This is a genomic window from Saccharopolyspora sp. NPDC045839 (assembly GCF_056431645.1).
The window spans coordinates 1-24,587 of the sequence record NZ_JBWKKH010000007.1 but is presented as its reverse complement, the minus strand read 5'-3'; the positions used below and the strand labels follow the sequence as shown (position 1 = coordinate 24,587).

Sequence of the window (24,587 nt, the reverse complement as noted above, 5' to 3'; positions counted from 1 at the left end):
ATTCCTTCACCTGGAGTGACTGAATACTACCGAACGTGTTCGGGCTTGTGGATGTCGGGCATGATTTGGTCATGGGTCGGCTGATCGGGGTGGAGTACTGGTGAGCACTGTGCAGCCCGAGCGGGTTCTGCCTTCTCCGCTGTTGGGCGGGATCTACCGGGCCCGGCGGCCCACCGGTCCGGTGGTCGGGTTGCTCGTCGTGTTGTTCTGCCTGCTCGTCGGGCAGGCCGTCGCCGGGGTGGTGCTGGTCGCCGCGTTCGGGTTGCCGATCAGCGCTCTGGTCGGCGGCGAGCTGGGACTGACCACTCAGCTGGCGCTGATGCTCAGCTTCGCCGGGGCCTCCGGCCTGCTGGCGCTGTGGATCCTCGTCAAGGAGCGACGGCCCTTCGGCTCCGTCGGGTTCTTCCCCGCGTCGCGCATCGGCGCGAATCTGGCGCTCGGGACCGCGGTGGCGGTGGTGCTGCTGTCCGTGCCGGTCGGCATCAACGTGCTCGGCGGGCAGTTCGAGATCGGCTCGGTGCGCGCCGCGCAGATCGGCGGCGCGCTCGTGGCGCTGATCGGCTTCGCCGTGCAGGCCGGCACCGAGGAGATCCTCACCCGCGGCTACCTGATGCAGGTCACCTACCGGAAGTGGGGCCTGGTCGCCGCGATCGCCTTCCAGGCGCTGGTGTTCGCCGCGCTGCACGGCGTCAACGCAGGCGTCAGCGTGATCGCGCTGGTCAACATCCTGCTGATCGCCGTGGTGCTGGCGTTCTGGGCGCTGGCGGAGGGCGGCCTGTGGGGCGTGTGCGCGTTCCACGCGGTGTGGAACTGGTGGCAGGGCAACGTGTACGGCATCGAAGTGTCCGGAATGGACATCCAGACGACCGTGCTGGAGATCGGCGGCTCGCCGGGCAGCGCGCCCCTGCTCACCGGGGGCGGGTTCGGCATCGAAGGAAGCCTGCTCACCACCGCGGTCCTGGCCGTCGCCGCGGTGCTCGCCGCGCTCGCCTACCGCCGGAAGCTCGCCCGCTCGCAGGCCGCGTGAAGGGCGCCTTCCTGCTTCGGGAAGGCGCCCTCCGCGGTGGGACTTCAGAAGCGGCGGTTGGCGAGGACCGGGATGGCTTGGCGGGCCTGCTCGACCGCGGCCGGATCGATGTCCACGACGAGGATGTCGGGGGAGTCGGCGAGCTGCGCGTGCACTTGGCCCAGCGGGGTCGCCGCGAGGCTGTAGCCGATGCCGGTCGGGGCCTTGCCGCTCGGCTCCCGGCCGGTGCTGCGCGGGTCGGCCTGGTCGCAGGCCACCACCCACGACGTCGAGTCCAGCGCGCGGGCGCGCACCAGCAGCTCCCACTGCTCGCGCTTGCCCTCGCCGGAACCCCAGGACGCCGAGGTGACGATCACCGACGCGCCCTGGTCGGCCAGCTTCGTGAACAGCCCGGGGAAGCGCACGTCGTAGCAGGTCGTGAAGCCGACCTTGGTGCCGCCGAAGTCCACCACCACGGGCTGCTCGCCCGGCGCGACGGTGTCCGACTCGGCGAAGCCGAAGGCGTCGAACAGGTGGATCTTGTCGTAGGAGGTGTCCACGCCGCGGCCGGTGATCAGCAGCGTGTTGGTCACCCTGCCGTCCGCGGTGGGCGTGAACATGCCCGCCGCGACGGCGATGCCCGCCTCCTCGGCCAGCCGCCGCACCTCGGTGGCCCACGGCCCGTCGAGCGGCTCGGCCAGCGGCCCGAGCTTGATCCCGAAGCAGGCCATCGTCGCCTCCGGGAAGACCGCGAGGTCGGCGCCGGCGTCCGCGGCCCGCCGCACGTAGTCGGCGACCAGCTCCAGGTTCGCCTTGGGGTCCGGGCCGGAAACGATCTGGCAGAGAGCAATCCGCATAACCACAACCATCCTTCAGGGATTGTTTTCCAAACTCGTCTTGCGTAGCGGGGCGGGTGGCGGCCCCCCTGCGGGAATTACAGACGTCGTCTGGACTGTGGGATCCCCGACTTGTGCATGTCCAATACGCGGCATCGGGGCTGTCCTCGCCAGACGACGTCTGAGAACCCGCGGTGGTGCGAGTCGCGCAGGCGGGCTAAGCGGCTGGCGCCGCTTCAAAGAAGAACGACATTTGAACTCCCTACAGCGCTCACCCGTTACGATGTTTGTATACCAGCGATATGCATGCAGCTAGATTTCACACAGGGGGGGTCTTCGTTGCCGTCGGGACGCGAACTGGCTTACGACCATCTCAAGGACACGGTCCTCAGCGACCCGTCGATGCAGGGGCAGTTCGTCAACGAACAGGCGCTCGCCGACGAGATCGGGGTGTCCCGCACGCCGATCCGCGAGGCCCTGCTGCTGCTCGCCGCCGAGGAGCTGGTGCAGCTCGTGCCCAAGCGCGGCGCCTACATCGCGCCGGTCGGCGGCCGGGAGATCCGCGAGCTGTTCGAGATCCGCACGATGATCGAGTGCTACGCGGCCCGCCGCGCCGTCGAGCTGGACGCGGTGCCGCTGGAGCAGATGCGCGCCGAGCTGGACGCCCAGCGCGAGCTCGGCGGCGACGACCAGGCGCGCGCGTTCATCGACCGCGACCACGGGTTCCACGCCGCGCTGGTGTGCGCGGTCGGCAACGACATGCTCAGCAAGACCTACGACGCGCTGCGGGCCCGCCAGATCCGCGCGGGCATCGTGGCGCTGTTCAGCGTCAGCGGACGGCGCAAGGCGGTGCTCGCGGAGCACGAGGCGATCCTCGCGGCGCTCGCCGCGGGCGACGCGGAGGCCGCGACGAAGGCGATCACCGAGCACCTGACGGCGACGCAGCAGGTCGTCCTGGCGGGCTGATGAGGGGCTCTCAATTTTAGGCAAAATTGGGAACCCCGCCCCCGGGCCTCCCGGCGGGCGAGGTTTCCAATTTTAGGCAAAATCGGGCGGGTCACTGCGCGTTCCGGCGGCCCAGGGACAGGCCGATCAGGGTCACCACGCAGGTCGCCGTGAGGTAGCACGCAGGGGCGAACCAGGTGCCGAACGAGGCGAACAGGTAGGTGAACAGCAGCGGGGCCAGCGCACCGCCGATGACGCCGGCCAGCGTGTACGCCAGGGACGATCCGGTGGCGCGCAGCGCCGGGCTGAACTGCTCGGACACGAACGCCGCCTGCGGCCCGTACATGAGCGCGTGCCAGACCAGGCCGATGATCACGCCGAAGATCAGCAGCCCCGCCGAGCCGCCGCCGACCATCGGGAAGAACACGAACGGCCACACGCCGGCGCCGATCGCGCCCACCGCGTAGACCTTCCGCCGCCCCCACCGGTCCGACAGCGCCCCGGCCAGCGGCATCAGCACGAGCTGCAGCGTCGAGCCGAGCATGACCCCGGTGACCGCCCAGCTCTTCGGCATGTTCAGCTGCTGGGTGGCGTAGGTGAGCACGAACACGGTGAACAGCGCGTAGAGCACGTCCGGGCCGACGCGGGAGAGGATCGCCGACACCAGCGCGCGGGGTTCGCGGGTGAAGACGTCCCGCACCGGCGCCCCGGCCTGCTCGCCCTTCTCCTGCAGCTCCTTGAAGACCGGGGTCTCCTCCAGCTTCACCCGGATCCACAGGCCGAACAGCACCAGCACGGCGGAGAGCAGGAACGCGACCCGCCAGCCCCAGGACATGAACTGCTCCTGGGTGAGCAGCGCCGCGAGCGCCGCCAGGACGCCGTTGGCCAGCAGGTTGCCCGCGGGCGGGCCGATCTGCGCGGCCGACGCCCAGAAGCCGCGGTGCTTGTCGCTGCCGAACTCGCTGGACAGCAGGACCGCGCCGCCCCATTCGCCGCCGATGCCCACGCCCTGCGCGAAGCGCAGCACCACCAGCAGCACGGCGCCGAGCGCGCCGACCTGGCTGTGCGTCGGCAGCAGCCCGATGAAGACGGTCGAGATGCCGGTGATGAGCAGGGTGATGACCAGCACCTGCTTGCGCCCCAGCACGTCGCCGAGCCGGCCGAACACGAAGCCGCCCAGCGGCCGGGAGACGTAGCCGACGGCGTACGTGGAGAACGCCAGCAGCGTGCCGGAAAGCGGGTCGTGGCTGGGGAAGAACAGCTGGCCGAACACCAGCGCCGACGCCACCGAGTACGCGGCGAAGTCGTACCACTCCAGGGAGGTGCCGCTGAGGCTCGCGACGAAGGCCTTGATCAGGTCCTTGCGGGCCGGCCGGGCCGGCGTGGATAGCGCTTGGGTCATCGGGGTCCATTTCCTGTGCCGGGCTGCCGGGGGTCGTTCGGCTCGTGGATGCCGACCACCGGGGTACTGTGATACACCAAATGTATACAACCAGTATGCGGACGTTGGAGGACATCTTGTTTCCACTGAGTTTCGATGTCAACGGCGAGGTCGTCGAGGTGTCGGTGACGGCCCTGCTCAACGGCGGCTACGCCGGGCGCAGCCAGGAGGACGTCGCGGCGCACGTCGCCGAGCTGGCCGAACTCGGTGTGCCCGCGCCGACGAAGACGCCGTGCCTCTACCCGGTCGCGCCCTACCTGGCGATGCAGGCCGACGAGGTGCCCGCGCAGCACGAGCGCACCTCCGGCGAGGCGGAGTGGGCGCTGGTCGTCGCCGGCCCCGAGGAGCGGGACGTGCTGCTGACCGTGGCCTGCGACCACACCGACCGGGCGCTGGAGGTGCACGGCGTCGCGTGGAGCAAGCAGGCCGGCCCGGACGTGCTGGGCCGCAAGGCCTGGCGGCTGGTCGACGTCGCCGACCGGCTCGACGAGCTGACGCTGACCGCGTGGGCCGACGGTGCGGTGATCCAGAAGGGCACCCTGGCGGAGCTGCTGACGCCCCAGTTCTGGCTCGACGACCTGCGCGAACGCGGCCTGCTGAAGCCGGGCACCGTGCTGCTGTCGGGCACCATTCCGATGGACGCCGCCGTCGACCAGTTCGCCGGCTCCTGGCGGGTCGAGCTCGGCGACCCGAAGACCGGCGACGTCATCGCCTGCGAGTACCGGGTCAGCCGGATGCCCGAGCCGGTGGAGTGATTCCGGCGGGTTTCCGCTGGTCGGTTCTCGTGGGCGTTTTGGGCCGCTATGGCGATCCAAAACGCTCACGAGCCGGTGCCGCTGCGCCGTCCCGGCGAGCAAGATCTCAGGTTATTGAGAACTACTTGCAACAGCACCTATTGTTCGGGAGTGCTGAATCGTCGTGCCTTCTTCGTCGCCGTTCCGGTCGCCCTGGGCCTGCTCGGGGCCGGTTGCGCCGCGCCCTCCGCGCCGGGCACCGGCGATCCCGGGTCGATGCTGCTAGCTGACGGCTTCGAGCCGGAGAGCCTGAACCCGCTGCTGGGCTACGGCGTGGAAGGCGCCGCGAAGTTCTACGACGGGCTGCTGGCCTTCGACGGCCAGGCCGCGCTGCGCCCCGCGCTGGCCGGCGAAGTGCCGCAGTCCACGCCGGACGCCAAGACCTGGACGGTCAAGCTCCGCGACGGCGTCCGCTTCCACGACGGCACGCCCTTCGACGCCGACGACGTCGTCGCCACCTACCGCGCCGCGATCGACCCGGCCTACGCCTCGACGGTCTCGTCGGACTTCGACATGCTCGCCGGCGTCCGCGCGCTCGACCCGCACACCGTGCAGTTCGACCTGAAGATCCCCTACGCCGCCTGGCCGTCGAAGCTGGTGCTCGGCATCGTGCCGAACGAGCAGCTCGCCGGGCCCAAGCCGCAGGAGAGCTCGCCGCTGAACACCAAGCCGGTCGGCACCGGCCCCTACAAGCTCGTCGAGTGGCGCCAGGGCGACCAGATGACCTGGGAGGCCAACGCCGACTACTGGGGCGGCGCGCCCGCGGTCGGCAAGGTCACCGTCGTCTTCGCCAAGGACGACAACACCCGCGCCCAGCGCCTGTCCGCCGGCGAGTTCGACGGCACCGTGCTGCCACCGGTGCTGGCCGAGAGCGTCGGCCGCGACGGCTACCGGACGGTGCACCACAGCACCGCCGACTACCGCACCATCGCGCTGCCCAACGAGCACCCGGTCGCCGGCGATCGCGCCGTCCGGCAGGCGCTGAACCTCGCGGTCAACCGCGAAGGCATGATCCAGGCCCTGCTGGGCGGGCACGGGAAACCCGCCTACGCCCCGATCCCGGAGTCGATGGGCGCGAACTACGAGCCCGCCGCCCGGTTCGACTTCGACCCGCAGCGCGCCGCGAAGGTGCTCGACGACGCCGGCTGGCGCGTCGGCGGCGACGGCATCCGGGAGCGGGGCGGGGTCCGCGCCGAGTTCACGGTGATGTACTTCGCCGACGACAGCCTGCGCAAGGACCTGGCCCGCGCGTTCGCCTCGGACGCCAAGGCGGTCGGCATCCAGGTCGAGCTCGCCGGGGTGGACCGCTCGGCGGTGGCCGCCCGGCTGGCCACCGACGGGATCGTGCTCGGCGGCGGGAACCCGATGGACCCCGACCCGCAGGCCTACGCCAGCCTGCACTCCTCGGTCATCGGCACCGGCACGTACAACAACCCCGGTAAGTACCGCAACGCCGAGGTGGACGCCACGCTCGACGGTGGCCGCCAGGAGCTCGACCCGGCCAAGCGGGCGGAGTTCTACAAGCAGGCGCAGCGCGCCTACGTCGCCGACCCGGGCCTGGTGTACCTGGCGTTCATCGACCACAGCTACGTGATGCGCGACGGCAAGTGGTCCGGCTACCAGCCGCCCGTCGAGCCGCACGTGCACGGGACCACCTGGGGCCCGTGGTGGAACATCGAGTCCTGGAAACCGCAGGCATGAGCCGCGCGATCGGCCGCCTGGTGCTGCGGCGGATCGGGTTCGCGGTACCGGTGCTGGTGATCGTCGCGTTCGGGATCTTCCTGCTCGCCGCCGCATCCCCGTTCGACCCGATCCACCAGTACTACGGCGTGGAGATCTTCGGCGCGTCCGCCGCCGACGTCGCCGCAGTGCGGGCCCGGCTGGGGCTCGACGAGCCCGTGCTGGTGCAGTTCTGGCAGTGGGCCACCGGCGTCTTCGGCGGCGATCTCGGCGTGTCGCGCTCGTTCCGGCAGCCGGTCGCGCAGGTCGTCGCGGAACGGCTGCCGTGGACGATCCTGCTGGCCGCGACCGGGCTCGCGCTGGCCGTGGTGATCGCGCTGGTGCTGGGCACCGTCGCGGCGTGGCGGCAGGGCGGCTGGATCGACCGGTTCGTCACCGCCATCGGCCACGCGCTCGAAGGCGTGCCGCCGTTCGTGCTGGCGCTGCTGTCGATCGCGGTGTTCTCGCTGGGCCTGGGCTGGCTGCCGGTGGCGGGCCTGACCGACGCGGGCACCGCGGTGTCGTTCGGGCAGGTCGCGAAGCACCTGGCGCTGCCCGCGCTGGTGCTGGGCATCTCGCAGTCGCCGTGGCTGGTGCTGCACGTCCGGCAGTCGATGCTGACGTCGCTGTCCGAGGACCACGTGACCGGGGCGCGGGCGCGCGGCCTCGCGGAACACGTCGTCGTGCTGCGGCACGCGCTGCCGACCGCGCTGCTGCCGTTCGTCACGCTGATCGGCGCGCGGGTTCCGGAGCTGGTCACCGGGGCGGTGCTGGTCGAGGAGGTCTTCTCCTGGCCGGGCCTGGCCGCGGCCGTCGTCACCGCCGCGACCGCCGTCGACTACCCGCTGCTGGCGATCCTGACGCTGGTGGCCACGGCGGCGGTGCTGCTGGGCTCGCTGCTCGCCGACATCGCCGCGATCGTGCTCGACCCGAGGGTGGCCGCCGATGGCTGACGAATCCGTGCGCTCCACCGCCGCCCGTCCGTCCACGTCGGCCGGTCCGTGGCGCGCCGCGGGGCGCGGGCGCGCCGGGACGTCCCGCGCCCGGCCCAAGGCCCGGCTGTGGGTGTCGCTGGGCGGCCTCGCGCTGCTGGTGCTGGCCGCGATCGCGGTGCCCGCGGTGTTCGGCAGCGAATCGGTGCGCTACGACTCGATCCGGCTCGCGCCGAGCCCCGCGCACCCGTTCGGCACCGACTCCGGCGGCCGGGACCTGTTCGTGCAGTCGCTGGCCGGGCTGCGGATCTCCCTGCTGGTGGCCGGGATCAGCGCCGTCGTGTCCACAGTGCTCGGTTCGCTGGTGGGCGCGATCGCGGGCAGCACCGGTGGCTGGCCGGACCGGCTGCTGATGCGCCTGGTCGACACCGTCAACTCGGTGCCGCACCTGCTGCTGGGCATCGTGATCGTCGCGCTGTACCGGGGCAGCCTGGTGGCGGTGATCCTGTCCATCGCCCTCACGCACTGGACGACGGTGGCGCGCATCGTGCGCTCGGAGGTGCTCTCGCTGCGGCAGCGGCCGCACATCGACGCGGCGATCGCGGGCGGCTCGTCGCGGTGGCGGATCCTGAGGCGGCACCTGCTGCCCGCGATCGTGCCGCAGGCCGCGCTGTCGGCGGTGCTGCTCGTGCCGCACGCGGTGTGGCACGAAACCGCGCTGAGCTTCCTCGGCCTCGGCCTGCCGCCGCACCTGGCCAGCATCGGCAACATCCTCGGCGACGGCCGGGAAGCGGTGCTGCTCGGCGCGTGGTGGATCGTGCTGTTCCCGTCGGTGCTGCTGGTGTTCACGACGCTGGCGGTGTCCGGGCTGGCCGCCACCTGGCGCGACCGGGTCGTGCCGCGACGGCGATCGGAGTTGGCGCTGTGAGCGAACCGCTGCTCGAACTGGACCGGCTCTCGGTGCGGTTCCTGCTGGGCCGTGGGACCGAGGTGCGGGCCGTGACCGACGCGACGCTGCGGCTGCGCCCGGGCCGGGTGCTCGCGCTGGTCGGGGAGTCCGGCTGCGGCAAATCGGTGCTGGCCTCCGCGCTGCTCGGCCTGCTGCCCGGCAACGCGCAGGTGCGCGGCGAGGCCGTGCTCGCCGGCGGCATCGAGCTGCTGGCCGCGCCGGAAGCGGTGCTGGCCGGGCAGGTCCGGGGCCGGCAGGTCGGCCTGGTGCCGCAGTCCGCGGGCACCCACCTGACCCCGGTGCGGACCGCGCGCAGCCAGCTCGTCGAGGCGATCCGGGCGCTGGACGGCGCGGCCGGGCCGGACGAACTCGCCGAGCGCGTCGGGCTGGACCCCGCCGACCTGGACCGGTACCCGCACGAGCTCTCCGGCGGGATGGCGCAGCGGGTCGCGGTGGCGCTGGCGCTGGCCGGCGACCCCCGGATCATCCTCGCCGACGAGCCGACCACCGGACTGGACCGGCCGCTGGTGCACCGCACCGTGGACCTGCTCGCCGCGGCCGCTGCCGAGGACCGAGCGGTGCTGCTGATCACCCACGACCTCGCGGCCGCCCGCCGGGTCGCCACCGACGTCGCGGTGATGTACGCCAGCCGGATCGTCGAGGCGGGGCCCGCGGCGCAGGTGCTCGCCGAGCCCTGGCACCCGTACACCGCGGGGCTGCTCGGCGCGCTGCCCGACGGCGGCTTCCAGCCGATCCCGGGCCATCCGCCGGCCCTCACCGAACTGGCCCGCCTCGAACAGGAATGGGGTTGCGTGTTCTGCCAACGCTGTCCGGACGTGCCCGGATTCGGGTCCTGCACGGGAGATCCGGAACTGCTCGAACTCGGCGACCGGTGGGTCGCCGCGCACCCGCCGTGCTGAGCGCGACCGGCTTGGTCGCGGGCTACCGGCGCGGCGAACCGGTGCTCGACGGCGTCGACCTGGACGTCCCGGCCGGTGCGGTGGTCGGGCTGGCCGGGCCGAGCGGGTGCGGGAAGTCCACGCTGGCCCGGGTCCTCGGGCTGCTGCACGAGCCGTGGTCCGGGCGGGTGGCGCTCGACGGCGAACCGGTCACCGGCTTCCGGCATGCGACGCCGCGGGCGCAGCGGACCGCGATCGGCATCGTGTTCCAGCATCCGCGGCCCGCCGTGGATCCGCGCTTCACGCTGCGCGAGATCATCGCCGAACCGCTGCGCGCCACCGGCGCCGACGGCGGCGTCGGCGAGCTGGCCGACGAGGTGGGGCTGACCGCGGAGCTGCTGTCGCGGCGACCGCACGAGGTGAGCGACGGCCAACTGCAGCGGGCCTGCCTGGCGCGGGCGCTGGCGCCGCGGCCCCAGTACCTGATCTGCGACGAGATGACCGCGATGCTGGACGCGTCGACCACGGCGGCGCTGGTGCGGGTGGTGAACCGGCGCGTCGAGGAGCACGGCGCCGGGGTGCTCGCGATCAGCCACGACGAGGACCTGCTGGGGCATTGGGCGGTGCACGTGGTTCGCCTCGGCGGCGGGGCGATATGACATCGTGGGGCGAACGCGGTCGCGGGGGACCGCTCGGCAAGTGACGACGGACCCTAGGAGTCGACGTTGAGCGAGGGCGAAGGCACGACCTTCATGCAGTGGCGGGAACGGGCCCAGACCGAGGTCCGCGACGACCGCCCCAAGATGCGGGCGATCATGATCATCGCGGCGGTCGTGGTGGTCATCGGGATCGTCGTAGGATCCCTCTTCCTGCTCCTGTCCTGACCCGGATGTCCGCAATTTCAATGGAAATCAGAGGTCCGATTTCCATTGAAATTGCGGAAGTTGTCCACAGCCTCCGGCGTGTCGTGGTCTGACACGCCGGAGGTTCGCGGTTTCAATTGAAACTGCGAACCCCGGCATGGGGTCACTGCTCCTCGGGGAGTTCGGTGACCAGTAGGCGGGAGACGCGGTGGCCGTCCATCGTGCGGACCGTGAAGCGGTGGCCCAGGGCGTCCAGGGAGTCGCCCTCGGCCGGGACGCGGCCCAGACGGCTGACCACGAAACCCGCCACCGTGTCGTAGGGGCCGTCGGGCAGCGCGATCCCGGTCTGCTGCTCGAAATCGGCGCGGTGCAGCAGGCCGTCGGCCTCGAAGCTCCCGTCGCCCTGGGGCCGCACCGGCGCGGCGCTGGGGTCGTACTCGTCCCAGATCTCCCCGACGACCTCCTCCACGAGGTCCTCGACGGTGACGATGCCCGCGGTCCCGCCGTACTCGTCGACCACCACGGCCAGGTGCCCGCCGCGCCGCCGCATCTGCGACAGCGCGGCCAGCACCGGCTTGCTGGCCGGCAGCGCCGTCACCGGCCGGGTCAGGTCGCCGACCGTGCGCGCCTCGTGGCCGCCGTGGGTCGTGGCGAGCATGTCCCGGACGTGGATGAACCCGACGATGTCGTCGGCGGTTTCCCGGATGACCGGGTACCGCGAGTGCGGCTTGCCGGCCACCTCGGCGATCGCCTCCGGCAGCGGCGTGGTGCTGTCCAGGAAGTCGACCTCGGTGCGCGGCACCATCACCTCGCCCAGCACCCGGTCGGTGGCCTTGAACGCGTCGCTGAGCAGCCGCCGCTCCTCGATGGTCAGCTGCTCGTTGGTGCGCACCATGTCGCGCAGTTCTTCCTCGCTGACCTTGTCCTGGGCGGCGCGCGGATCGATGCCCATCAGCCGCACCACCGCGTTGGTGGACCTCGACAGGAACCAGATCAGCGGCCGGAACAGCGTCGCGAGCCGGTCCAGCACACCGGCGGTGACCAGCGCGACGTTTTCGGACTTCTGCAGCGCCAGCCGCTTGGGCGCGAGCTCGCCGAGCACCAGCGACAGGTACGAGACGAACAGCGTCACCAGCACCAGGGCCACCGACGCGGCGACGCCGATCGGCAGGCCCCACCCGGCCAGCATCGGCTCCAGGCGCACCGCGATCGTCGCGCCGCCGTAGCTGGAGGCGAAGAACCCGGCGAAGGTGACGCCGATCTGCACCGCGGAGAGGAACCGGTTGGAGTCGGCGCGCAGCTTGGCCACCCGGGCGCCGCGCCGGTCGCGTTCGGCGAGCTTGCGGACCTGGCTCTCGCGCAGCGACACCAGCGCGATCTCGGCGGCCGCGAAGTAGCCGCCGAACAGCACGAACAGCAGCACCAGCGCGAGGTTCCAGACGACACCGTCCATCTTCCGATTGTTCCACCCGCGGCGGACGCGAGCCGGGGAGAACCGGTCAGCCGGTGGCGCGCCAGTACTGGTGCTTCTTCTCGTCGCGCACCAGGATTCCGTGCTGGGCGAGCTCGGTGCGCAGCAGCGCCGCTTCCTTGCGGTCGCGCTTGCGCAGCACGCGTTCGCGGGCCGCCATCAGCGCGTTGATCCGCAGCGGCAGTTCCGGGGTGTCCTCCACCCACCGGGCGTAGTGGCCGGCGAACGGGTCCTGCTCCCGCCACGGGTAGCCGTGCTCGACGAACGCCCGGCGCAGCTTCGTCCAGTCCAAATCGGACGGTTGCCGGGCCTGCTCGGCGCCGGATTCGTCCAGCACCACCAGGTGTTTGCGGTCGAGGAACACGGAGCCGATCTCGTCGCGCGCGATGTGCTGCGCCGAGCTGCCGATGGCCAGCGTCACCCGCTCGGGCTCGACGGTGACGGTCAACCGCTCCTGCGCCATCAGCCCGGCGAAGCCGAGCCCGATGATCAAGCCGATGGCGACGGCGCCGACGGTGCCCCACGGATCGGGCACGGACGCGGCGAGCTCGAAAACGCCCTGGAACGGCGCCCACGGCAGCTCGGCGACCCAGCCCGCCGCCATCCGCAGCAGCCAGATCAGCAGCGCGCCCAGCAGCGGGCAGATCAGCCACGTGCCGTGCCGGATGAATCGGTGCTCGGCCACGGTGGTGGCAGCAGGTTCGGCGGCCATACCGCCATTATCGCCGCCCGGGAAACGGAAGGGCCCGGGGTGCCGTGGCGCCCCGGGCCCTTTCCCCCTCTCACCGGATCAGGCGCCTGCCTCGCGGATCAGGATGTCCACCGCCGAGTCGTTGCGGGCGGTCTCCTTCTCGATCACGTCGTCGGGCGGGTAGAACCCGTCGATGCCGCCGCCGTTGGCCGGGTACATCTCGAAGGTGTAGGCCAGGATCTTGTGCTGGCCCCACATCCAGTCCAGGCTGTCGCCGTCGGTGACGTAGAGGTCGCTGGACTGCTGCGGGGTGTAGCCGTTGGCCTGGGCCATCTCGCCGCCGACCCGCGCGAACCGGTCGTACTCCTCCTGCGTCATGTCCTCGGTGACGTCGTCGCTGGTGTGCCCGAAGGGCCACAGGACGAGCTCGGAGTAGGTGTGGAAGTCGATCGCGGCCTTGATCTGCTGGGCGCCGCCGACCACCCGCGAGTCGATGAAGTCGCGCATCGCCGCGGTCTCCGGCGCCGACCACTCGGCCGTGCCCCGGTAGGTCTCGCCGTTCGGGTCGTCATCGGAGCCGCCGCAGCAGCCCCACTTGTAACCCCAGTTGCGGTTGAGGTCGGTGCCGGCGTCCTGCCGGTTCTTGCGCCAGCCCTGGAACTGGCCGGACTCCACGTCGTAGGACGAGCCGTCCGGGTTGACCACCGGGATGATCCAGATCTCCCGGTTGTCGACGGCGTCCTTCACGGCCTGGTCGCTCGCGTAGTCGTCGGTGAACCGGTTGGCGATGCGCAGGCACATCTCGGTGGTGAGGTGCTCGCGGGCGTGCTGGTTGCAGTTGAACAGCACCTCCGGCTCGTCCTCGTCCTGGCCGACGTTGTCGCTGATCTTCAGCACCGGGATGTCGCGGCCCTCGAAGGACTTGCCGATGCTGGACTTCGACGCGATGTCCGGGTGGTCCTTGACCACGGTGTCGAGCTCGGCGTTCATCTCGTCGAGGTTGTGGTAGCCCTCGTACCCGGGCGGGAAGTCGCCGGGCACCTGCTGCGCCTGCGCCGGGTTGATCCGCTTGAGCGCGTCGGCGACCTTGGTCTCGTCGTTGAGCACGAAACCGGCCGCCCGCAGCTGCTCGGCCTGCGCCGGTGTGGCCTCCACGGTGGCCACGGCGCCGGACACCGCGATGACCTGGGCGCCGGTGCGGTTGATCTCGGTTCGCGTCTTGCTGTCGGTGTTGGGAACGGTGTAGGTGGCCAAGTCCTGGGCGGCGGTCGCCCCGGTCGGCTCCGCGGACACGCCGGCCTGGATCGGGGCCAGCAGGACCAGGCACGCGGCTGCCGCCACGGTCACTGCCTTGCGCCGTGAGCTGAACATCGGGTCTCCGATCGATCACTGGTGGTGATGTTGGCAGGTTCTAGGAGCCGCCCGATGTTGGCAAGCCACTGGCGAACAATGGCCTGCCGTTGACGTTTTCCCATTCCGCGCGTGCCCCGGGTGACCTGCGACCGGGTTCGGGGACGGCGGGGCCCGGCGGCGATTACCCTGGTCGGTGTAGCCCCCGGGTATTGGAAGGACGCACATGCTCACCCGTACCGACCTGCGCGGTCGCGTTCCGTCCACCGTCGAGCTGCGCGCGACGCTGCCGCGCGCCGAGATGGACGTCGAGCACGTGCTGCATCGGGTCCGGCCGGTGATCGAGGCGGTCCGCGACCGCGGGGTGGCGGCCGTCCTGGAATTCACCGAGAAGTTCGACGCGGTCCGACCGGAACGGGTGAGGGTGGCGGCCGACGAGCTGCGGCGCGCCCTCGACGAGCTCGACCCGGCGGTGCGCGCGGCGCTGGAGGAGTCGATCGCCCGCGCCCGCAAGGTCCACGACGACCAGCGGCGCACCGACACGACCACGCAGGTCGTGCCCGGCGGCACGGTCACCGAGCGCTGGGTGCCGGTCGCGCGCGTCGGCCTGTACGCGCCGGGCGGGCTGGCGGTCTACCCGTCCAGCGTGGTGATGAACGTCGTCCCGGCGCAGGCCGCCGGGGTGGAGTCGCTGGTGGTGTGCAGCCCGCCGCAGGCGGAGTTCGGCGGCCTGCCGCACCCGACGATCCTGGCCGCCGCGCAGCTGCTCGGCGTCGAAGAGGTCTGGGCGGTCGGCGGCGCGCAGGCGGTGGCGCTGCTGGCCTACGGCGGGCACGACACCGACGGCGCCGAGCTGGTGCCGGTGGACATGGTGACCGGGCCGGGCAACGTGTACGTGACCGCCGCGAAGCGGCACCTGCGCAGCCTGATCGGCATCGACTCGGAGGCCGGGCCGACCGAGATCGCGGTGCTCGCCGACGCCACCGCCGACCCGGTGCACGTGGCCGCCGACCTGATCAGCCAGGCCGAGCACGACACGCTCGCGGCGAGCGTGCTGGTGACCACCTCGGAAGAGCTGGCCGACGCGGTCGACGCCGAGCTGGAGCGCCAGGTGGCGCAGACCAAGCACGTCGAGCGGATCGGCACCGCGCTGGCCGGCGTGCAGTCCGGCTGCATCCTGGTGTCCACTGTGGATGATGGGATCCGGGTGGTGGACGCGTACGCCGCCGAGCACCTGGAGATCCAGACCGCGGACGCCGGAGCGGTGGCCGCGCGGGTGCGCAACGCGGGCGCGATCTTCGTCGGCCCGTACGCGCCGGTGTCGCTGGGCGACTACTGCGCGGGCTCCAACCACGTGCTGCCCACCGGCGGCTGCGCGCGGCACTCGTCCGGCCTGAGCGTGCAGAGCTTCCTGCGCGGCATCCACGTGATCGCCTACAGCGAGCAGGCGCTCCGCGACGTCGCGGACCAGGTGGTGGCACTGGCCAACGCCGAGGACCTGCCCGCGCACGGTCAGGCGGTCACCGCCCGCTTTCCCCGCTGAGCGCCCGGAACAACCGAAGGTAGAACCCATGAGTGACGTGCCCGGCGCCGACACGACGCTGGCCGACCTGCCGTTGCGGGACGATCTGCGCGGCCGCAGCCCCTACGGCGCGCCGCAGCTGGACGTCTCGGTCCGGCTCAACACCAACGAGAACCCCTACCCGCCGCCGCAGGAACTCGTCGACGACGTGACCGCCGCGGTGCAGGAGGCCGCCACGGCGCTGCACCGCTACCCGGACCGCGACGCCAAGGCGCTGCGCGCCGACCTCGCCGCCTACCTGACCAAGGCCACCGGTGTCGCGCTGGTGACCGAGAACGTGTGGGCGGCCAACGGCTCCAACGAGGTCCTGCAGCAGATCCTGCAGGCATTCGGCGGGCCGGGGCGCACCGCGCTCGGCTTCGAACCGTCGTACTCGATGCACCCGATCCTGTCGGCGGGCACCCGCACCGACTGGGTGCCGGCGCCGCGCCGCGACGACTTCAGCCTGGACGGCGCGCAGGCCGCCCGCATCGTCGCCGAGAAGCAGCCCGGCGTGGTGTTCGTGACCAGCCCGAACAACCCCACCGGGCAGTCGGTGTCGCAGGACGACCTGCGCGCCGTCCTCGACGCCGCACCCGGCGTGGTCGTGGTGGACGAGGCCTATGCCGAGTTCTCCGCCCGGCCCAGCGCGATCGAGCTGATCCGCGAGTACCCGGCGAAGGTGATCGTCAGCCGCACCATGAGCAAGGCGTTCGCGTTCGCCGGTGGCCGGCTCGGCTACCTGGCGGCCGCCCCGGCGATGATCGACGCCCTGCTGCTGGTGCGCCTGCCGTACCACCTGTCGGTCGTCACCCAGGCCGCCGCGCGGGCCGCGCTGCGGCACGCCAAGGCCACCCTCGGCTCGGTGCGGGCGCTCATCGACGAGCGCGAGCGGGTCGTGGAAGCGTTGCGGGAGCAGGGTTTCTCGCCGGTGCCCAGCGACGCCAACTTCGTCCTCTTCGGACGGTTCGCGGACGCGCACCGCGCCTGGCAGCGCTACCTGGACGCCGACGTGCTGATCCGCGACGTCGGCATCCCCGGCCACCTGCGGGTCACCATCGGCACGCCGGAGGAGAACGACGCCTTCCTGACGGCGAGCAAGGTCGTGAGCGAGGAGATCAGCAAGTGACATTCCAGCCCGGGACCCGCATCGGGCGGGTCGAACGCACCACCAGGGAATCCTCGGTGCTGGTCGAACTCGACCTCGACGGCACGGGGCAGGTCGACATCGACACCACGGTGCCGTTCTACGACCACATGCTCACGGCGCTGGGCACCCACGCGGCCTTCGACCTCAAGGTGAAGTCGACCGGCGACACCCACATCGACGCGCACCACACGGTGGAGGACACCGCGATCGTGCTCGGCCAGGCGCTGCGCCAGGCGCTCGGCGACAAGAAGGGCATCCGCCGCTTCGGCGACGCCTGGATCCCGATGGACGAAACCCTCGCGCACGCGGCGGTGGACGTCTCGGGCCGCTCGTACTGCGTGATGACGGGCGAACCGGAGCAGTACAACAGCTTCACGATCGGCGGGAACTACCCGTTCGTCCTGAACCGCCACGTGTTCGAGTCCCTGGCGTTCCACGCCCAGATCAACCTGCACACCAGGGTCATCCACGGCCGCGACCCGCACCACATCGCGGAAGCCCAGTACAAGGCGATCGCCCGGGCGCTCCGCGCGGCGGTCGAACCGGACCCCCGCTTCACGGGCGTGGTCCCGTCCACGAAGGGCGCCCTGTAAGAGCGAGTCGTTTCGAGAGGGGCGCCGTCGACCGGCCGAATCGGCCGACGGCGCCCCTCGCTCTTTCCCCTTTGGTATGACTGTGCGGAGAGTGCACTGATCGGCACTCTCCGCACGGTCGTAGCAGGGGGAAACCGGTGGCGCGTCAAGAACGTCCGCTTCCTGCTCGGCGCGGGCGTGGTGATCCCGGCGGCGTACTTCGTGTGGCGGCAGCGGAAGCTGCGCACCGAGCACGAGTGGGACGTCGCCGAGGGCGAGGTACTCACGGTCGGGGATGAATTCGAAGTCGACCAGCTCGCCTGGGCACCCGGACGTCCGGTTGTCAGCGCCGATGAACAGGGCCGAATTCGTTTCTGGGACGTGGATTCGGGGCAAGTGATAGCTACGCTTCCTGCGCATGAGTCGTATCAGCTATCCGTACTCTGCTGGCGTGACGACGGCCTGCTCGTCACTGCGGGTAAAGACTGCCGGATCCTCACCTGGGACGTCGACACCGACGCCGAGCGCTTGCTCCGCGAGGCGGATGAGCGCGGCGTGCGGCGCCTCACCGACCAGGAGCGCGCTCGCTTCGGCCTGGCCTGATAGCCACGGAACGTGGTGTTAGGAATGCCTACCGTTGCGCCGTTTGGCTGATGCCGGTGGTTCACCGTTGCGTCACTGCGGGTCTTACGCCGCTTGGCTTTCTTCGGTGACGATGTCCGCTCGTGACTGAGGTTTCTCGACGTCGGGTGTTGGCCGGTGCCGCAGGTGTGGCCGGTGGCGTTGCCGCCGCTTCGCTGCTGCCGCCCTCGCTGCACCGGGCCATGGCGAAGCAGGTTCCGCAGGGCGGGCTGGACGCTGTCGAGCACGTCATCGTGCTCATGCAGGAGAACCGCTCCTTCGACCACTACTACGGCACGCTGCGCGGGGTTCGCGGCTACGGCGACCGGTCGCCGTTGCAGCAGCCCGATGGGCGGTCCGTCTTCCAGCAGCCCGCCACCGGCGGTGAGGTGCTGCCGTTCTCGCTGCGGCAGGGCGCCGAGCGGGAGGGGCGGCCGGTTTCCGACATCCAGTACCTCGGCGACCTCGACCACAGCTGGGGCGGCAGCGGCAAGGCCTGGGCGGGCGGCTGGAACAACGACTGGGTCGCCGCGAAGACCGCCGCCACCATGACCTACTACGAGCGGCAGGACATCCCGCTGCAGTACGAGCTGGCCGACACCTTCACCATCTGCGACGCCTACCACTGCTCGGTCTTCGGCTCCACCAACCCGAACCGGAACTACCTGTTCACCGGCACCACCGGCTACGAGCCGGGCACCACGAAGCGGGCCGTCACCAACGCCGCCTACGACTACGACCACGCCGGCTACGAGTGGACGACGTACCCGGAGCGGCTGGAGAAGGCCGGGGTGCCCTGGCAGATCTACCAGGAGTGGGACAACTTCACCGACAACTCCGTCGAGTACTTCAAGACCTTCAAGGCGATCGGCCGCAAGATGCTCGCCGCGGTGGACGGCGAGTTCCGCACCACCGAAGAGTTCTACACCGCCCTGTTCGACAAGCCGGCCCAGGAGCAGGAGCGGCTGCTCAAGCAGCTGGAGGCGGGTCGCGATGCGCTGACCGACGCCGAGCGCAGCCTGTTCGACCGCGCGATGTACCGCAGCAGGCCGGGCACCCTCGTCGAGCGGCTCCGCGCCGACATCGAGGCGGACCGGCTGCCGAAGGTGGTGTGGCTGGTTCCGTCCGCTGTGGACTCCGAGCACCCGGGCAGCTCCACGCCGGTCGGCAGCGCCAGCCTGATCTACGAGGTGCTGGACGCGATCGCCGACCCGAAGATCTGGCCGAAGACCGCGCTGCTGCTCAACTTCGACGAGAACGACGGCTTCTTCGACCACGTGCCGCCGCCGGTGCCGCCGAAGCCCGAATCCGGCGAGGGCGACGACTACTTCGAGGGCCGGCCGATCGGCCTCGGCCCGCGGGTGCCGATGACCGTGGTGTCGCCGTGGACGATCGGCGGCTTCGTCGACTCCGAGGTCTTCGACCACACGTCGGTGCTGCGCTTGCTGGAGCGCTGGACGGGCGTGCAGGAGCCGAACATCAGCTCCTGGCGGCGCACCGCGTGCGGCGACCTGACCTCGGTGTTCGACTTCGAGAACGCGGCGAAGCCGCCGAAGCCCGCCGAGCCGGGCCCGGTGCCGGAGCCGATCGAGCGCTGGCACCCCAAGCCGCCGGCGGAGCAGGCGCTACCGCTGCAGGAGCAGGGCCGCAGCCCGGCGCGGGCCCTGCCGTACCAGCCGCAGGTCTCCGCCGCGCTGAACGGGGAAGCGGTGGCGCTGCGGTTGGGCAACGTCGGCGCCGGGGCGGCGCACTTCGCGATCTACGCGTACGCGGGCGAGCTGCCCGGACCGTCCCATGTGGACGTTCGCGGCGAGCGGGTGGTGAACGTGCCGGCGAAGGAGGAGTACCGGCTCGCGGTGCAGGGGCCGAACCGGTTCTGGTTCGAGCTGAGCGGCTCCCGCGACGGCAAGGCCGCGGGCCTCGACGTGCGGACGAACCCCGACGCCCGCACCGGCGGCCTGTTGCTGGAACTGCGCAACAGCGGCGCCGAGCCGATCACGGTGCGCCTGCGCTCCCTGGGCTACGCGCCCGGCGAGCAGCGCGAGGTCCGGCTCGCCGCGGGCGGCGCGGAGTCCGTGGCGTGGCCGACGGACCAGGGCTGGTACGACGTCGAGGTGACGGCCGCACAGGACCGGTCGTTCCGGCGCCGGGCCACCGGCCGCGTCGAGAACGGAGCCCCGGGCGTCACCGGCTGAGCCCGCGCCCCTCGGTACGCTGGCCGGGTTGAGGGGAGGAGTCGACGGGTCGAGGTTTTCTCGACCGCTTTTGATCAAAACTGGAGAGATCGAGTAGGGTGTCAGGCATCGGGAGGTTCCCGGTAACGGCCCGTTTCAGACTCAGGGATCACACGTATCGGTCTAGGTCGGTGCGTCACCGTTCGTGCGGGGTTCCCTGGAGAAGAAGCGGAACCGTAGTCACCGCCGCAGGTTGCGGAAGGGTGGCCGATCGGCTGAGACTGCCCAGCCTGGACTCCAGTCGTACTGTTGGTGCGGCGGAGAGCGAAATATTCTGCTCGAACAGCTGTGGACAACGAGTAGGAAGCAGTGGTGATGCAGAGCTACCTGCCGATCATCCTGCTGGCCGTCGCGGGTTTCCTGATCGGCGGCGTCTACGCGACGTGGAAGACCGCCCGGTTCTTCGCCGTGGTGCTCGCGGTCGCCGCGCTGATGGCCATCGTCGGCGGCATCGGCTGGATGATCTACGGCTGAGGCTGAACGCGCGAAGGGCGCCCCCGACCGAGTCGGAGGCGCCCTTCTGCTGTGGAGCGTCAGCTCTTCGCCGTGACGGTTTCCCTCTCGGGCTCGTCGTCCTCGCTGGTCGCGCCGCCGTGGCCCTCGTCGACGAAGGACTGCTCGTCGAACGGGCTTCGTCCCGAGAACACCTGCTGCATCTGGCCGCGGTCGATCTCCTTCGTCCACGCGCCGATGAGGACCGTCGCCACCGCGTTGCCCGCGAAGTTCGTCAGCGCCCGCGCCTCCGACATGAACCGGTCGATGCCCACGATCAGGCCCACGCCGTCCAGCAGTTCCGGCCGGTGCGACTGCAGGCCGCCCGCCAGCGTCGCCAGCCCGGCGCCGCTGACGCCCGCCGCGCCCTTCGAGGCGATCATCATGAACAGCAGCAGCCCGATCTGCTCGCCCAGCGACAGCGGGTCGCCCATCGCGCTCGCGATGAACAGCGACGCCATGGTCAGGTAGATCATGGTGCCGTCCAGGTTGAACGAGTAGCCGGTCGGCACCGTGATGCCCACGACCGGCTTGCTCACGCCGAGGTGCTCCATCTTCGCGATCAGCCGCGGCAGCGCGGCCTCCGACGACGAGGTGGACACGATCAGCAGGAACTCGCGGCCCAGGTAGCGCAGCAGCGAGAGGATGTTGACCCGCGCGAACAGCCACAGCACCGGGCCCAGCACCAGGAACACGAACAGCACGCACGTGATGTAGAAGCCGAGCATGATCACGGCCAGGCCCTTGAGGGCCTGCACGCCGGTCGCGCCGACGACCGCGGCGATCGCGCCGAACGCGCCCACCGGCGCCGCCCACATGACCATCGCCAGCATCTTGAACACCAGCCGCTGGATGTGCTCGATGCCGCGCAGGATCGGGGTGCCCTTGTCGCCCATCGCCTGCAGCGCGAAACCGGCCAGCAGTGCCACCAGCAGCGTCTGCAGCACCTGTCCCTCGGTCAACGAGGACACCAGGGTGTGCGGGATGATCCCGAGCAGGAAGTCCGTGGTGCTCTCGGCGCCCTCACCGGCCTGCTGCACGCCCTGGCCGCGCAGCGATTCGGTGATGTGCAGGCCCTCGCCGGGGTGCAGCACGTTGCCCACCAGCAGCCCGATGATCAGCGCCACCACGGACATGATCATGAAGTAGGCCAGCGCGAGGCCGCCGACCTTGCCGACCTTGGCGGCCTTCCGGACGCCTCCCACGCCGAGCACGATGGTGCAGAAGATGACCGGCGAGATCATCATCTTGATCAGGTTGACGAACCCGGTGCCCAGCGGCTTCAGGGCCTTGCCGAGGTCGGGCGCGAGGAAGCCGACCGCGATGCCGGCCAGCACCGCGACGATCACCGCGATGTACAGGTAATGCGTTCTATCCCGACGGCGTGTCCGCGCAGCGTCTTTGCTTGCCACTTTTGCACTCCTACTGGGCTACCGGGTCACACTCGTACCGGCCGTGTCCCAGGTCACGGTCCGGCCGGGAGAGACTATCTGTGCCGGGTATCGTCAGCGTCACGCTTCTGTTCATTGTGTTCACATCTCCGACACGGATCCGTGATGCCCACCGCCGATGACCGGAACTGGTTCGGCCGCGTCCGGCCCAGCTGGAGCCTGGCCCGCCAGCTCTTCGTGCTGCAGGTGGTCGTGGTCGCCGTCGTCGTCCTCGCCGGTGCCGTGCTGGCCTGGTACGACGCGCGGCAGCGCAACGACGACGCGGCCACCGAGAAGGTCGTCGCGGTGGCCCGCACGCTCGCCGCGCAGCCCGCCGTCCGGGACGGCCTGACCGCGCCGAACCCGACCGCCACGTTGCAGCCGCTGGCCGAACGCGTCCGGGCGGAGACCGGCGTCGACTTCATCACGATCATGTCCCCGGCGGGCATCCGCTACACGCACCCCGACCCGGCGCAGATCGGGCAGCGGTTCCTCGGGCACATCGAGCAGGCCCTCGCCGGGGAGGTGTTCACCGAGACCTACACCGGCACCCTCGGCCCGTCGGTGCGCGCCGTGGTGCCGGTCTACGACGACGCGCACCGGCTGGTGGGCCTGGTGTCGGACGGCATCACGGTGCGGATGCTCACCGCGGAGCTCAGCGAGCGGGTCACGGCGCTGGTCGTGGTCGCCGCGGCCGCGCTGCTGGTCGGCGGGCTGCTGACCTACCTGGTCAGCGCCCGGATGCGGCGCCACACCCACGGGCTGCGGCCCGCCGAGCTCAGCCGCATGTACGAGTACCACGACTCGATCCTGCACGCGGTGCGCGAGGGACTGCTGCTGGTGGCGCCCTCCGGGCGGATCACCCTGTGCAACGATGGGGCCGCTGTGTTGCTCTCGCTGGATCCCATCGAAACCGAAGGCAGGCACGTGTCCGGGCTCGGCCTGCCGGTGTCCCTTGTGGACACCCTCGCGGCGGGGCGGGCGGTGCGCGACGAGGTCCACCTGACCGACGACCGCGTGCTGCTGGTCAACGTCTCGCAGATCCGCAGCGGCGATCGCGACCTGGGCACGGTCGTCACGCTGCGGGACCACACGGAGCTGCAGGCCCTCAGCGGCGAACTCGACTCGATGCGCGGCTTCGCCGAATCGCTGCGCTCCCAGGCCCACGAGTCGGCGAACCGGCTGCACACCGTGGTCTCGCTGATCGAGCTGGGCCGCGCGGAGGAGGCCGTCGCGTTCGCCACCGACGAGCTCCGGCTCGCCCAGCAGCTCACCGATCGCGTCGTCGGCGCGGTCGGCGAGCCGGTGCTGGCGGCGGTGCTGCTGGGCAAGAGCGCCGAGGCGGGGGAGCGCGGCGTGGAGGTCGTGCTCGGCGCGGGCACCGAGATCGACGACGTCGACCTGGAGCACATCGACTCCCGCGATCTCGTGACCATCCTCGGCAACCTGATCGACAACGCGGTCGAGGCGACGCTGGAGGGCTCGCGCCCGAGCGTCGAGGTGACCATCCGGTCCACATCGGACGGTGTGCTGATCCGGGTCGCAGACAACGGGCCGGGCGTCGATCCGGACAGCGCCCAGCGGGTCTTCCAGCGCGGCTGGTCGACGAAGGAGGACGGCCGCGGGCTCGGGCTCGCGCTGGTCGGGCAGAGCGTGCGCCGCCACCGGGGCACCATCGAGGTGCACAACGACGGCGGCGCGGTGTTCACCGTCCGGTTGCCCGGCCGCTCGGGGACGGACGTGGCGCGGTGATCTCGGTCCTGGTCGTCGAGGACGACCCGCTGGTCGGCGAGGCGCACGAGGCCTACGTGAACCGGCTCGACGGGTTCGCGGTCGCGGGCCGGGTCCGCACCGGGCAGGCGGCCCTGCGGTTCGTCGAGCGCACCGCGGTCGACCTGGTGCTGCTGGACCTGCGGCTGCCCGACATGGACGGCCTGCAGGTCGCGCGGGCGCTGCGCACCGCGGGCAGCAACGCCGACGTGATCGCGGTGACCTCGGCCCGCGACCTCAAGGTCGTCCGCGCGGCGGTGTCCAGCGGAGTGGTGCAGTACCTGCTGAAGCCGTTCACCTTCGCGGCGATGCGGGAGAAGCTGGAGCACTACGCGCGATTCCGGGCCAGCCTCGGCGACGACCGGGAAGTCAGCAGCCAAGCCGAGATCGACCGGGCGTTCTCCGCGCTGCGCGGCGTCGACCGCGCGGCACTGCCGAAGGGCATGAGCGAGGAGACGCTCGCGGCGGTCGTCTCGGCGCTGCGCGCCAACCCCGACGGAGCCCCGGCGGGAGCCGTGGGCGAAGCCGCCGGGGTGTCCAGGGTGACGGCCCGCAGGTACCTCGAATACCTGGTCAACAACGGCATGGCCGACCGCCGGCCGCTGTACGGCGCGGTCGGCCGGCCGGAGATGGCCTACCGCTGGATCGGCGAAGCCTGACCGGAACCTCAGGCCCCGGCCCGGCCAGACGCGCGGGTACGGGCGACGGAACCCGGGAGACCGTCCCGACGCCGCAATTTCCATTGAAATCGAACCTTCGATTTCAATGAGCCTTTTTCATCCTGCTTCGTGTTCGAGGGTGAGGATGGCTTGGGCGAGGGTGCCGACTTGGTGGGGGCAGCAGCGGACGCGGTCGAGGATG

23 protein-coding genes are annotated in these 24,587 nt (G+C 71.0%); 17 read left to right on the top strand and 6 right to left on the bottom strand.

Going from position 1 to position 24,587, the window contains the following annotated elements; translation table 11 throughout:
* Positions 1-100 precede the first annotated feature (100 nt).
* A complete protein-coding gene (locus AC07EQ_RS12160) occupies positions 101-1,027 on the top strand; it encodes a lysostaphin resistance A-like protein (protein WP_478388037.1) in 927 nt (308 codons plus the stop codon).
* A gap of 44 nt (positions 1,028-1,071) precedes the next feature.
* Here the strand turns inward: AC07EQ_RS12160 and AC07EQ_RS12155 are convergent, their stop codons facing one another.
* Positions 1,072-1,863: a carbon-nitrogen hydrolase family protein gene (locus AC07EQ_RS12155; protein WP_478388036.1), complete on the bottom strand. Its 792-nt coding sequence runs from the start codon at positions 1,861-1,863 to the stop codon at positions 1,072-1,074.
* 318 nt (positions 1,864-2,181) lie between these two features.
* Here AC07EQ_RS12155 and AC07EQ_RS12150 point away from each other — a divergent pair, with 318 nt between their 5' ends.
* Positions 2,182-2,808 carry a GntR family transcriptional regulator gene (locus tag AC07EQ_RS12150; protein ID WP_397529338.1) on the top strand — a complete coding sequence of 209 codons (627 nt, stop codon included), beginning with the start codon at positions 2,182-2,184 and terminating at the stop codon, positions 2,806-2,808.
* Positions 2,809-2,899: 91 nt separating this feature from the next.
* Here the strand turns inward: AC07EQ_RS12150 and AC07EQ_RS12145 are convergent, their stop codons facing one another.
* Complete coding sequence (locus AC07EQ_RS12145) at positions 2,900-4,189, bottom strand: MFS transporter (RefSeq protein WP_478388035.1); 1,290 nt, start codon at positions 4,187-4,189, stop codon at positions 2,900-2,902.
* A 116-nt stretch (positions 4,190-4,305) separates the two neighbouring features.
* Between AC07EQ_RS12145 and AC07EQ_RS12140 the strand changes: the two genes are divergently transcribed.
* The 7 genes from AC07EQ_RS12140 to AC07EQ_RS12110 all read left to right on the top strand — a co-directional run bounded on the left by AC07EQ_RS12140 (position 4,306) and on the right by AC07EQ_RS12110 (position 10,405).
* Positions 4,306-4,983, top strand: coding sequence for a DUF2848 domain-containing protein (locus AC07EQ_RS12140; RefSeq protein ID WP_478388034.1), 678 nt, complete (start codon positions 4,306-4,308; stop codon positions 4,981-4,983).
* Between the two features lie 150 nt (positions 4,984-5,133).
* Positions 5,134-6,723, top strand: coding sequence for an ABC transporter substrate-binding protein (locus AC07EQ_RS12135; RefSeq protein ID WP_478388033.1), 1,590 nt, complete (start codon positions 5,134-5,136; stop codon positions 6,721-6,723).
* Complete coding sequence (locus tag AC07EQ_RS12130) at positions 6,720-7,694, top strand: ABC transporter permease (protein WP_478388032.1); 975 nt, start codon at positions 6,720-6,722, stop codon at positions 7,692-7,694. The genes AC07EQ_RS12135 and AC07EQ_RS12130 overlap by 4 nt, the downstream gene beginning before the upstream one ends.
* Complete coding sequence (locus AC07EQ_RS12125; protein WP_478388031.1) at positions 7,687-8,601, top strand: ABC transporter permease; 915 nt, start codon at positions 7,687-7,689, stop codon at positions 8,599-8,601. Before AC07EQ_RS12130 ends, AC07EQ_RS12125 begins: the two co-directional genes overlap by 8 nt.
* Positions 8,598-9,542 (top strand): ABC transporter ATP-binding protein, encoded by a 945-nt coding sequence (locus AC07EQ_RS12120; protein WP_478388030.1) that lies wholly within the window; start codon positions 8,598-8,600, stop codon positions 9,540-9,542. Before AC07EQ_RS12125 ends, AC07EQ_RS12120 begins: the two co-directional genes overlap by 4 nt.
* On the top strand, positions 9,515-10,180 hold the full coding sequence (locus AC07EQ_RS12115; RefSeq protein ID WP_478388029.1) for an ABC transporter ATP-binding protein: 666 nt from the start codon (positions 9,515-9,517) through the stop codon (positions 10,178-10,180). Before AC07EQ_RS12120 ends, AC07EQ_RS12115 begins: the two co-directional genes overlap by 28 nt.
* A gap of 66 nt (positions 10,181-10,246) precedes the next feature.
* On the top strand, positions 10,247-10,405 hold the full coding sequence (locus AC07EQ_RS12110) for a hypothetical protein (protein ID WP_478388028.1): 159 nt from the start codon (positions 10,247-10,249) through the stop codon (positions 10,403-10,405).
* 142 nt (positions 10,406-10,547) lie between these two features.
* Here AC07EQ_RS12110 and AC07EQ_RS12105 read toward each other — a convergent pair whose 3' ends face one another.
* The 3 genes from AC07EQ_RS12105 to AC07EQ_RS12095 form a co-directional block, all read right to left on the bottom strand.
* On the bottom strand, positions 10,548-11,837 hold the full coding sequence (locus AC07EQ_RS12105) for a hemolysin family protein (protein ID WP_478388027.1): 1,290 nt from the start codon (positions 11,835-11,837) through the stop codon (positions 10,548-10,550).
* A gap of 46 nt (positions 11,838-11,883) precedes the next feature.
* Positions 11,884-12,567, bottom strand: coding sequence for a YqeB family protein (locus AC07EQ_RS12100; RefSeq protein WP_478388026.1), 684 nt, complete (start codon positions 12,565-12,567; stop codon positions 11,884-11,886).
* A gap of 78 nt (positions 12,568-12,645) precedes the next feature.
* On the bottom strand, positions 12,646-13,917 hold the full coding sequence (locus tag AC07EQ_RS12095; protein ID WP_478388025.1) for a M14 family metallopeptidase: 1,272 nt from the start codon (positions 13,915-13,917) through the stop codon (positions 12,646-12,648).
* 205 nt (positions 13,918-14,122) lie between these two features.
* Here AC07EQ_RS12095 and hisD point away from each other — a divergent pair, with 205 nt between their 5' ends.
* From hisD to AC07EQ_RS12065, 6 genes are all read left to right on the top strand, one after another.
* Positions 14,123-15,439: a histidinol dehydrogenase gene (gene hisD, locus AC07EQ_RS12090; RefSeq protein ID WP_478388024.1), complete on the top strand. Its 1,317-nt coding sequence runs from the start codon at positions 14,123-14,125 to the stop codon at positions 15,437-15,439.
* Between the two features lie 28 nt (positions 15,440-15,467).
* Positions 15,468-16,586: a histidinol-phosphate transaminase gene (locus AC07EQ_RS12085; protein WP_478388023.1), complete on the top strand. Its 1,119-nt coding sequence runs from the start codon at positions 15,468-15,470 to the stop codon at positions 16,584-16,586.
* Entirely contained in the window at positions 16,583-17,200 is a 618-nt protein-coding gene (gene hisB / locus AC07EQ_RS12080) for an imidazoleglycerol-phosphate dehydratase HisB (protein ID WP_358576517.1), read from the top strand. Before AC07EQ_RS12085 ends, hisB begins: the two co-directional genes overlap by 4 nt.
* Before the next feature lie 177 nt (positions 17,201-17,377).
* Positions 17,378-17,782, top strand: a complete 405-nt coding sequence (locus AC07EQ_RS12075) for a WD40 repeat domain-containing protein (RefSeq protein ID WP_478388022.1) — start codon at positions 17,378-17,380, stop codon at positions 17,780-17,782.
* A gap of 122 nt (positions 17,783-17,904) precedes the next feature.
* Positions 17,905-19,995, top strand: a complete 2,091-nt coding sequence (locus AC07EQ_RS12070) for a phosphocholine-specific phospholipase C (RefSeq protein ID WP_478388021.1) — start codon at positions 17,905-17,907, stop codon at positions 19,993-19,995.
* 351 nt (positions 19,996-20,346) lie between these two features.
* Positions 20,347-20,508, top strand: coding sequence for a hypothetical protein (locus AC07EQ_RS12065; protein ID WP_478388264.1), 162 nt, complete (start codon positions 20,347-20,349; stop codon positions 20,506-20,508).
* A gap of 59 nt (positions 20,509-20,567) precedes the next feature.
* Here the strand turns inward: AC07EQ_RS12065 and AC07EQ_RS12060 are convergent, their stop codons facing one another.
* Positions 20,568-21,938 carry a cation:dicarboxylate symporter family transporter gene (locus tag AC07EQ_RS12060; RefSeq protein ID WP_478388020.1) on the bottom strand — a complete coding sequence of 457 codons (1,371 nt, stop codon included), beginning with the start codon at positions 21,936-21,938 and terminating at the stop codon, positions 20,568-20,570.
* Between the two features lie 144 nt (positions 21,939-22,082).
* Here AC07EQ_RS12060 and AC07EQ_RS12055 point away from each other — a divergent pair, with 144 nt between their 5' ends.
* Both AC07EQ_RS12055 and AC07EQ_RS12050 read left to right on the top strand, forming a co-directional pair.
* On the top strand, positions 22,083-23,708 hold the full coding sequence (locus AC07EQ_RS12055; RefSeq protein WP_478388019.1) for a sensor histidine kinase: 1,626 nt from the start codon (positions 22,083-22,085) through the stop codon (positions 23,706-23,708).
* Positions 23,705-24,385: a response regulator gene (locus AC07EQ_RS12050; protein ID WP_093261484.1), complete on the top strand. Its 681-nt coding sequence runs from the start codon at positions 23,705-23,707 to the stop codon at positions 24,383-24,385. Before AC07EQ_RS12055 ends, AC07EQ_RS12050 begins: the two co-directional genes overlap by 4 nt.
* Positions 24,386-24,587: the final 202 nt, after the last annotated feature.

Excerpts from the sequence above, each read along its gene's own strand:
- AC07EQ_RS12125 (WP_478388031.1), top strand. The coding sequence starts at position 7,687 with ATGGCTGACGAATCCGTGCGCTCCACCGCCGCCCGTCCGTCCACGTCG.
- AC07EQ_RS12130 (WP_478388032.1), top strand. The coding sequence starts at position 6,720 with ATGAGCCGCGCGATCGGCCGCCTGGTGCTGCGGCGGATCGGGTTCGCG.
- AC07EQ_RS12145 (WP_478388035.1), bottom strand. The coding sequence starts at position 4,189 with ATGACCCAAGCGCTATCCACGCCGGCCCGGCCGGCCCGCAAGGACCTG.
- hisD (WP_478388024.1), top strand. The coding sequence starts at position 14,123 with ATGCTCACCCGTACCGACCTGCGCGGTCGCGTTCCGTCCACCGTCGAG.
- AC07EQ_RS12095 (WP_478388025.1), bottom strand. The coding sequence starts at position 13,917 with ATGTTCAGCTCACGGCGCAAGGCAGTGACCGTGGCGGCAGCCGCGTGC.
- AC07EQ_RS12155 (WP_478388036.1), bottom strand. The coding sequence starts at position 1,863 with ATGCGGATTGCTCTCTGCCAGATCGTTTCCGGCCCGGACCCCAAGGCG.
- AC07EQ_RS12085 (WP_478388023.1), top strand. The coding sequence starts at position 15,468 with ATGAGTGACGTGCCCGGCGCCGACACGACGCTGGCCGACCTGCCGTTG.
- AC07EQ_RS12105 (WP_478388027.1), bottom strand. The coding sequence starts at position 11,837 with ATGGACGGTGTCGTCTGGAACCTCGCGCTGGTGCTGCTGTTCGTGCTG.
- AC07EQ_RS12100 (WP_478388026.1), bottom strand. The coding sequence starts at position 12,567 with ATGGCCGCCGAACCTGCTGCCACCACCGTGGCCGAGCACCGATTCATC.
- AC07EQ_RS12055 (WP_478388019.1), top strand. The coding sequence starts at position 22,083 with ATGCCCACCGCCGATGACCGGAACTGGTTCGGCCGCGTCCGGCCCAGC.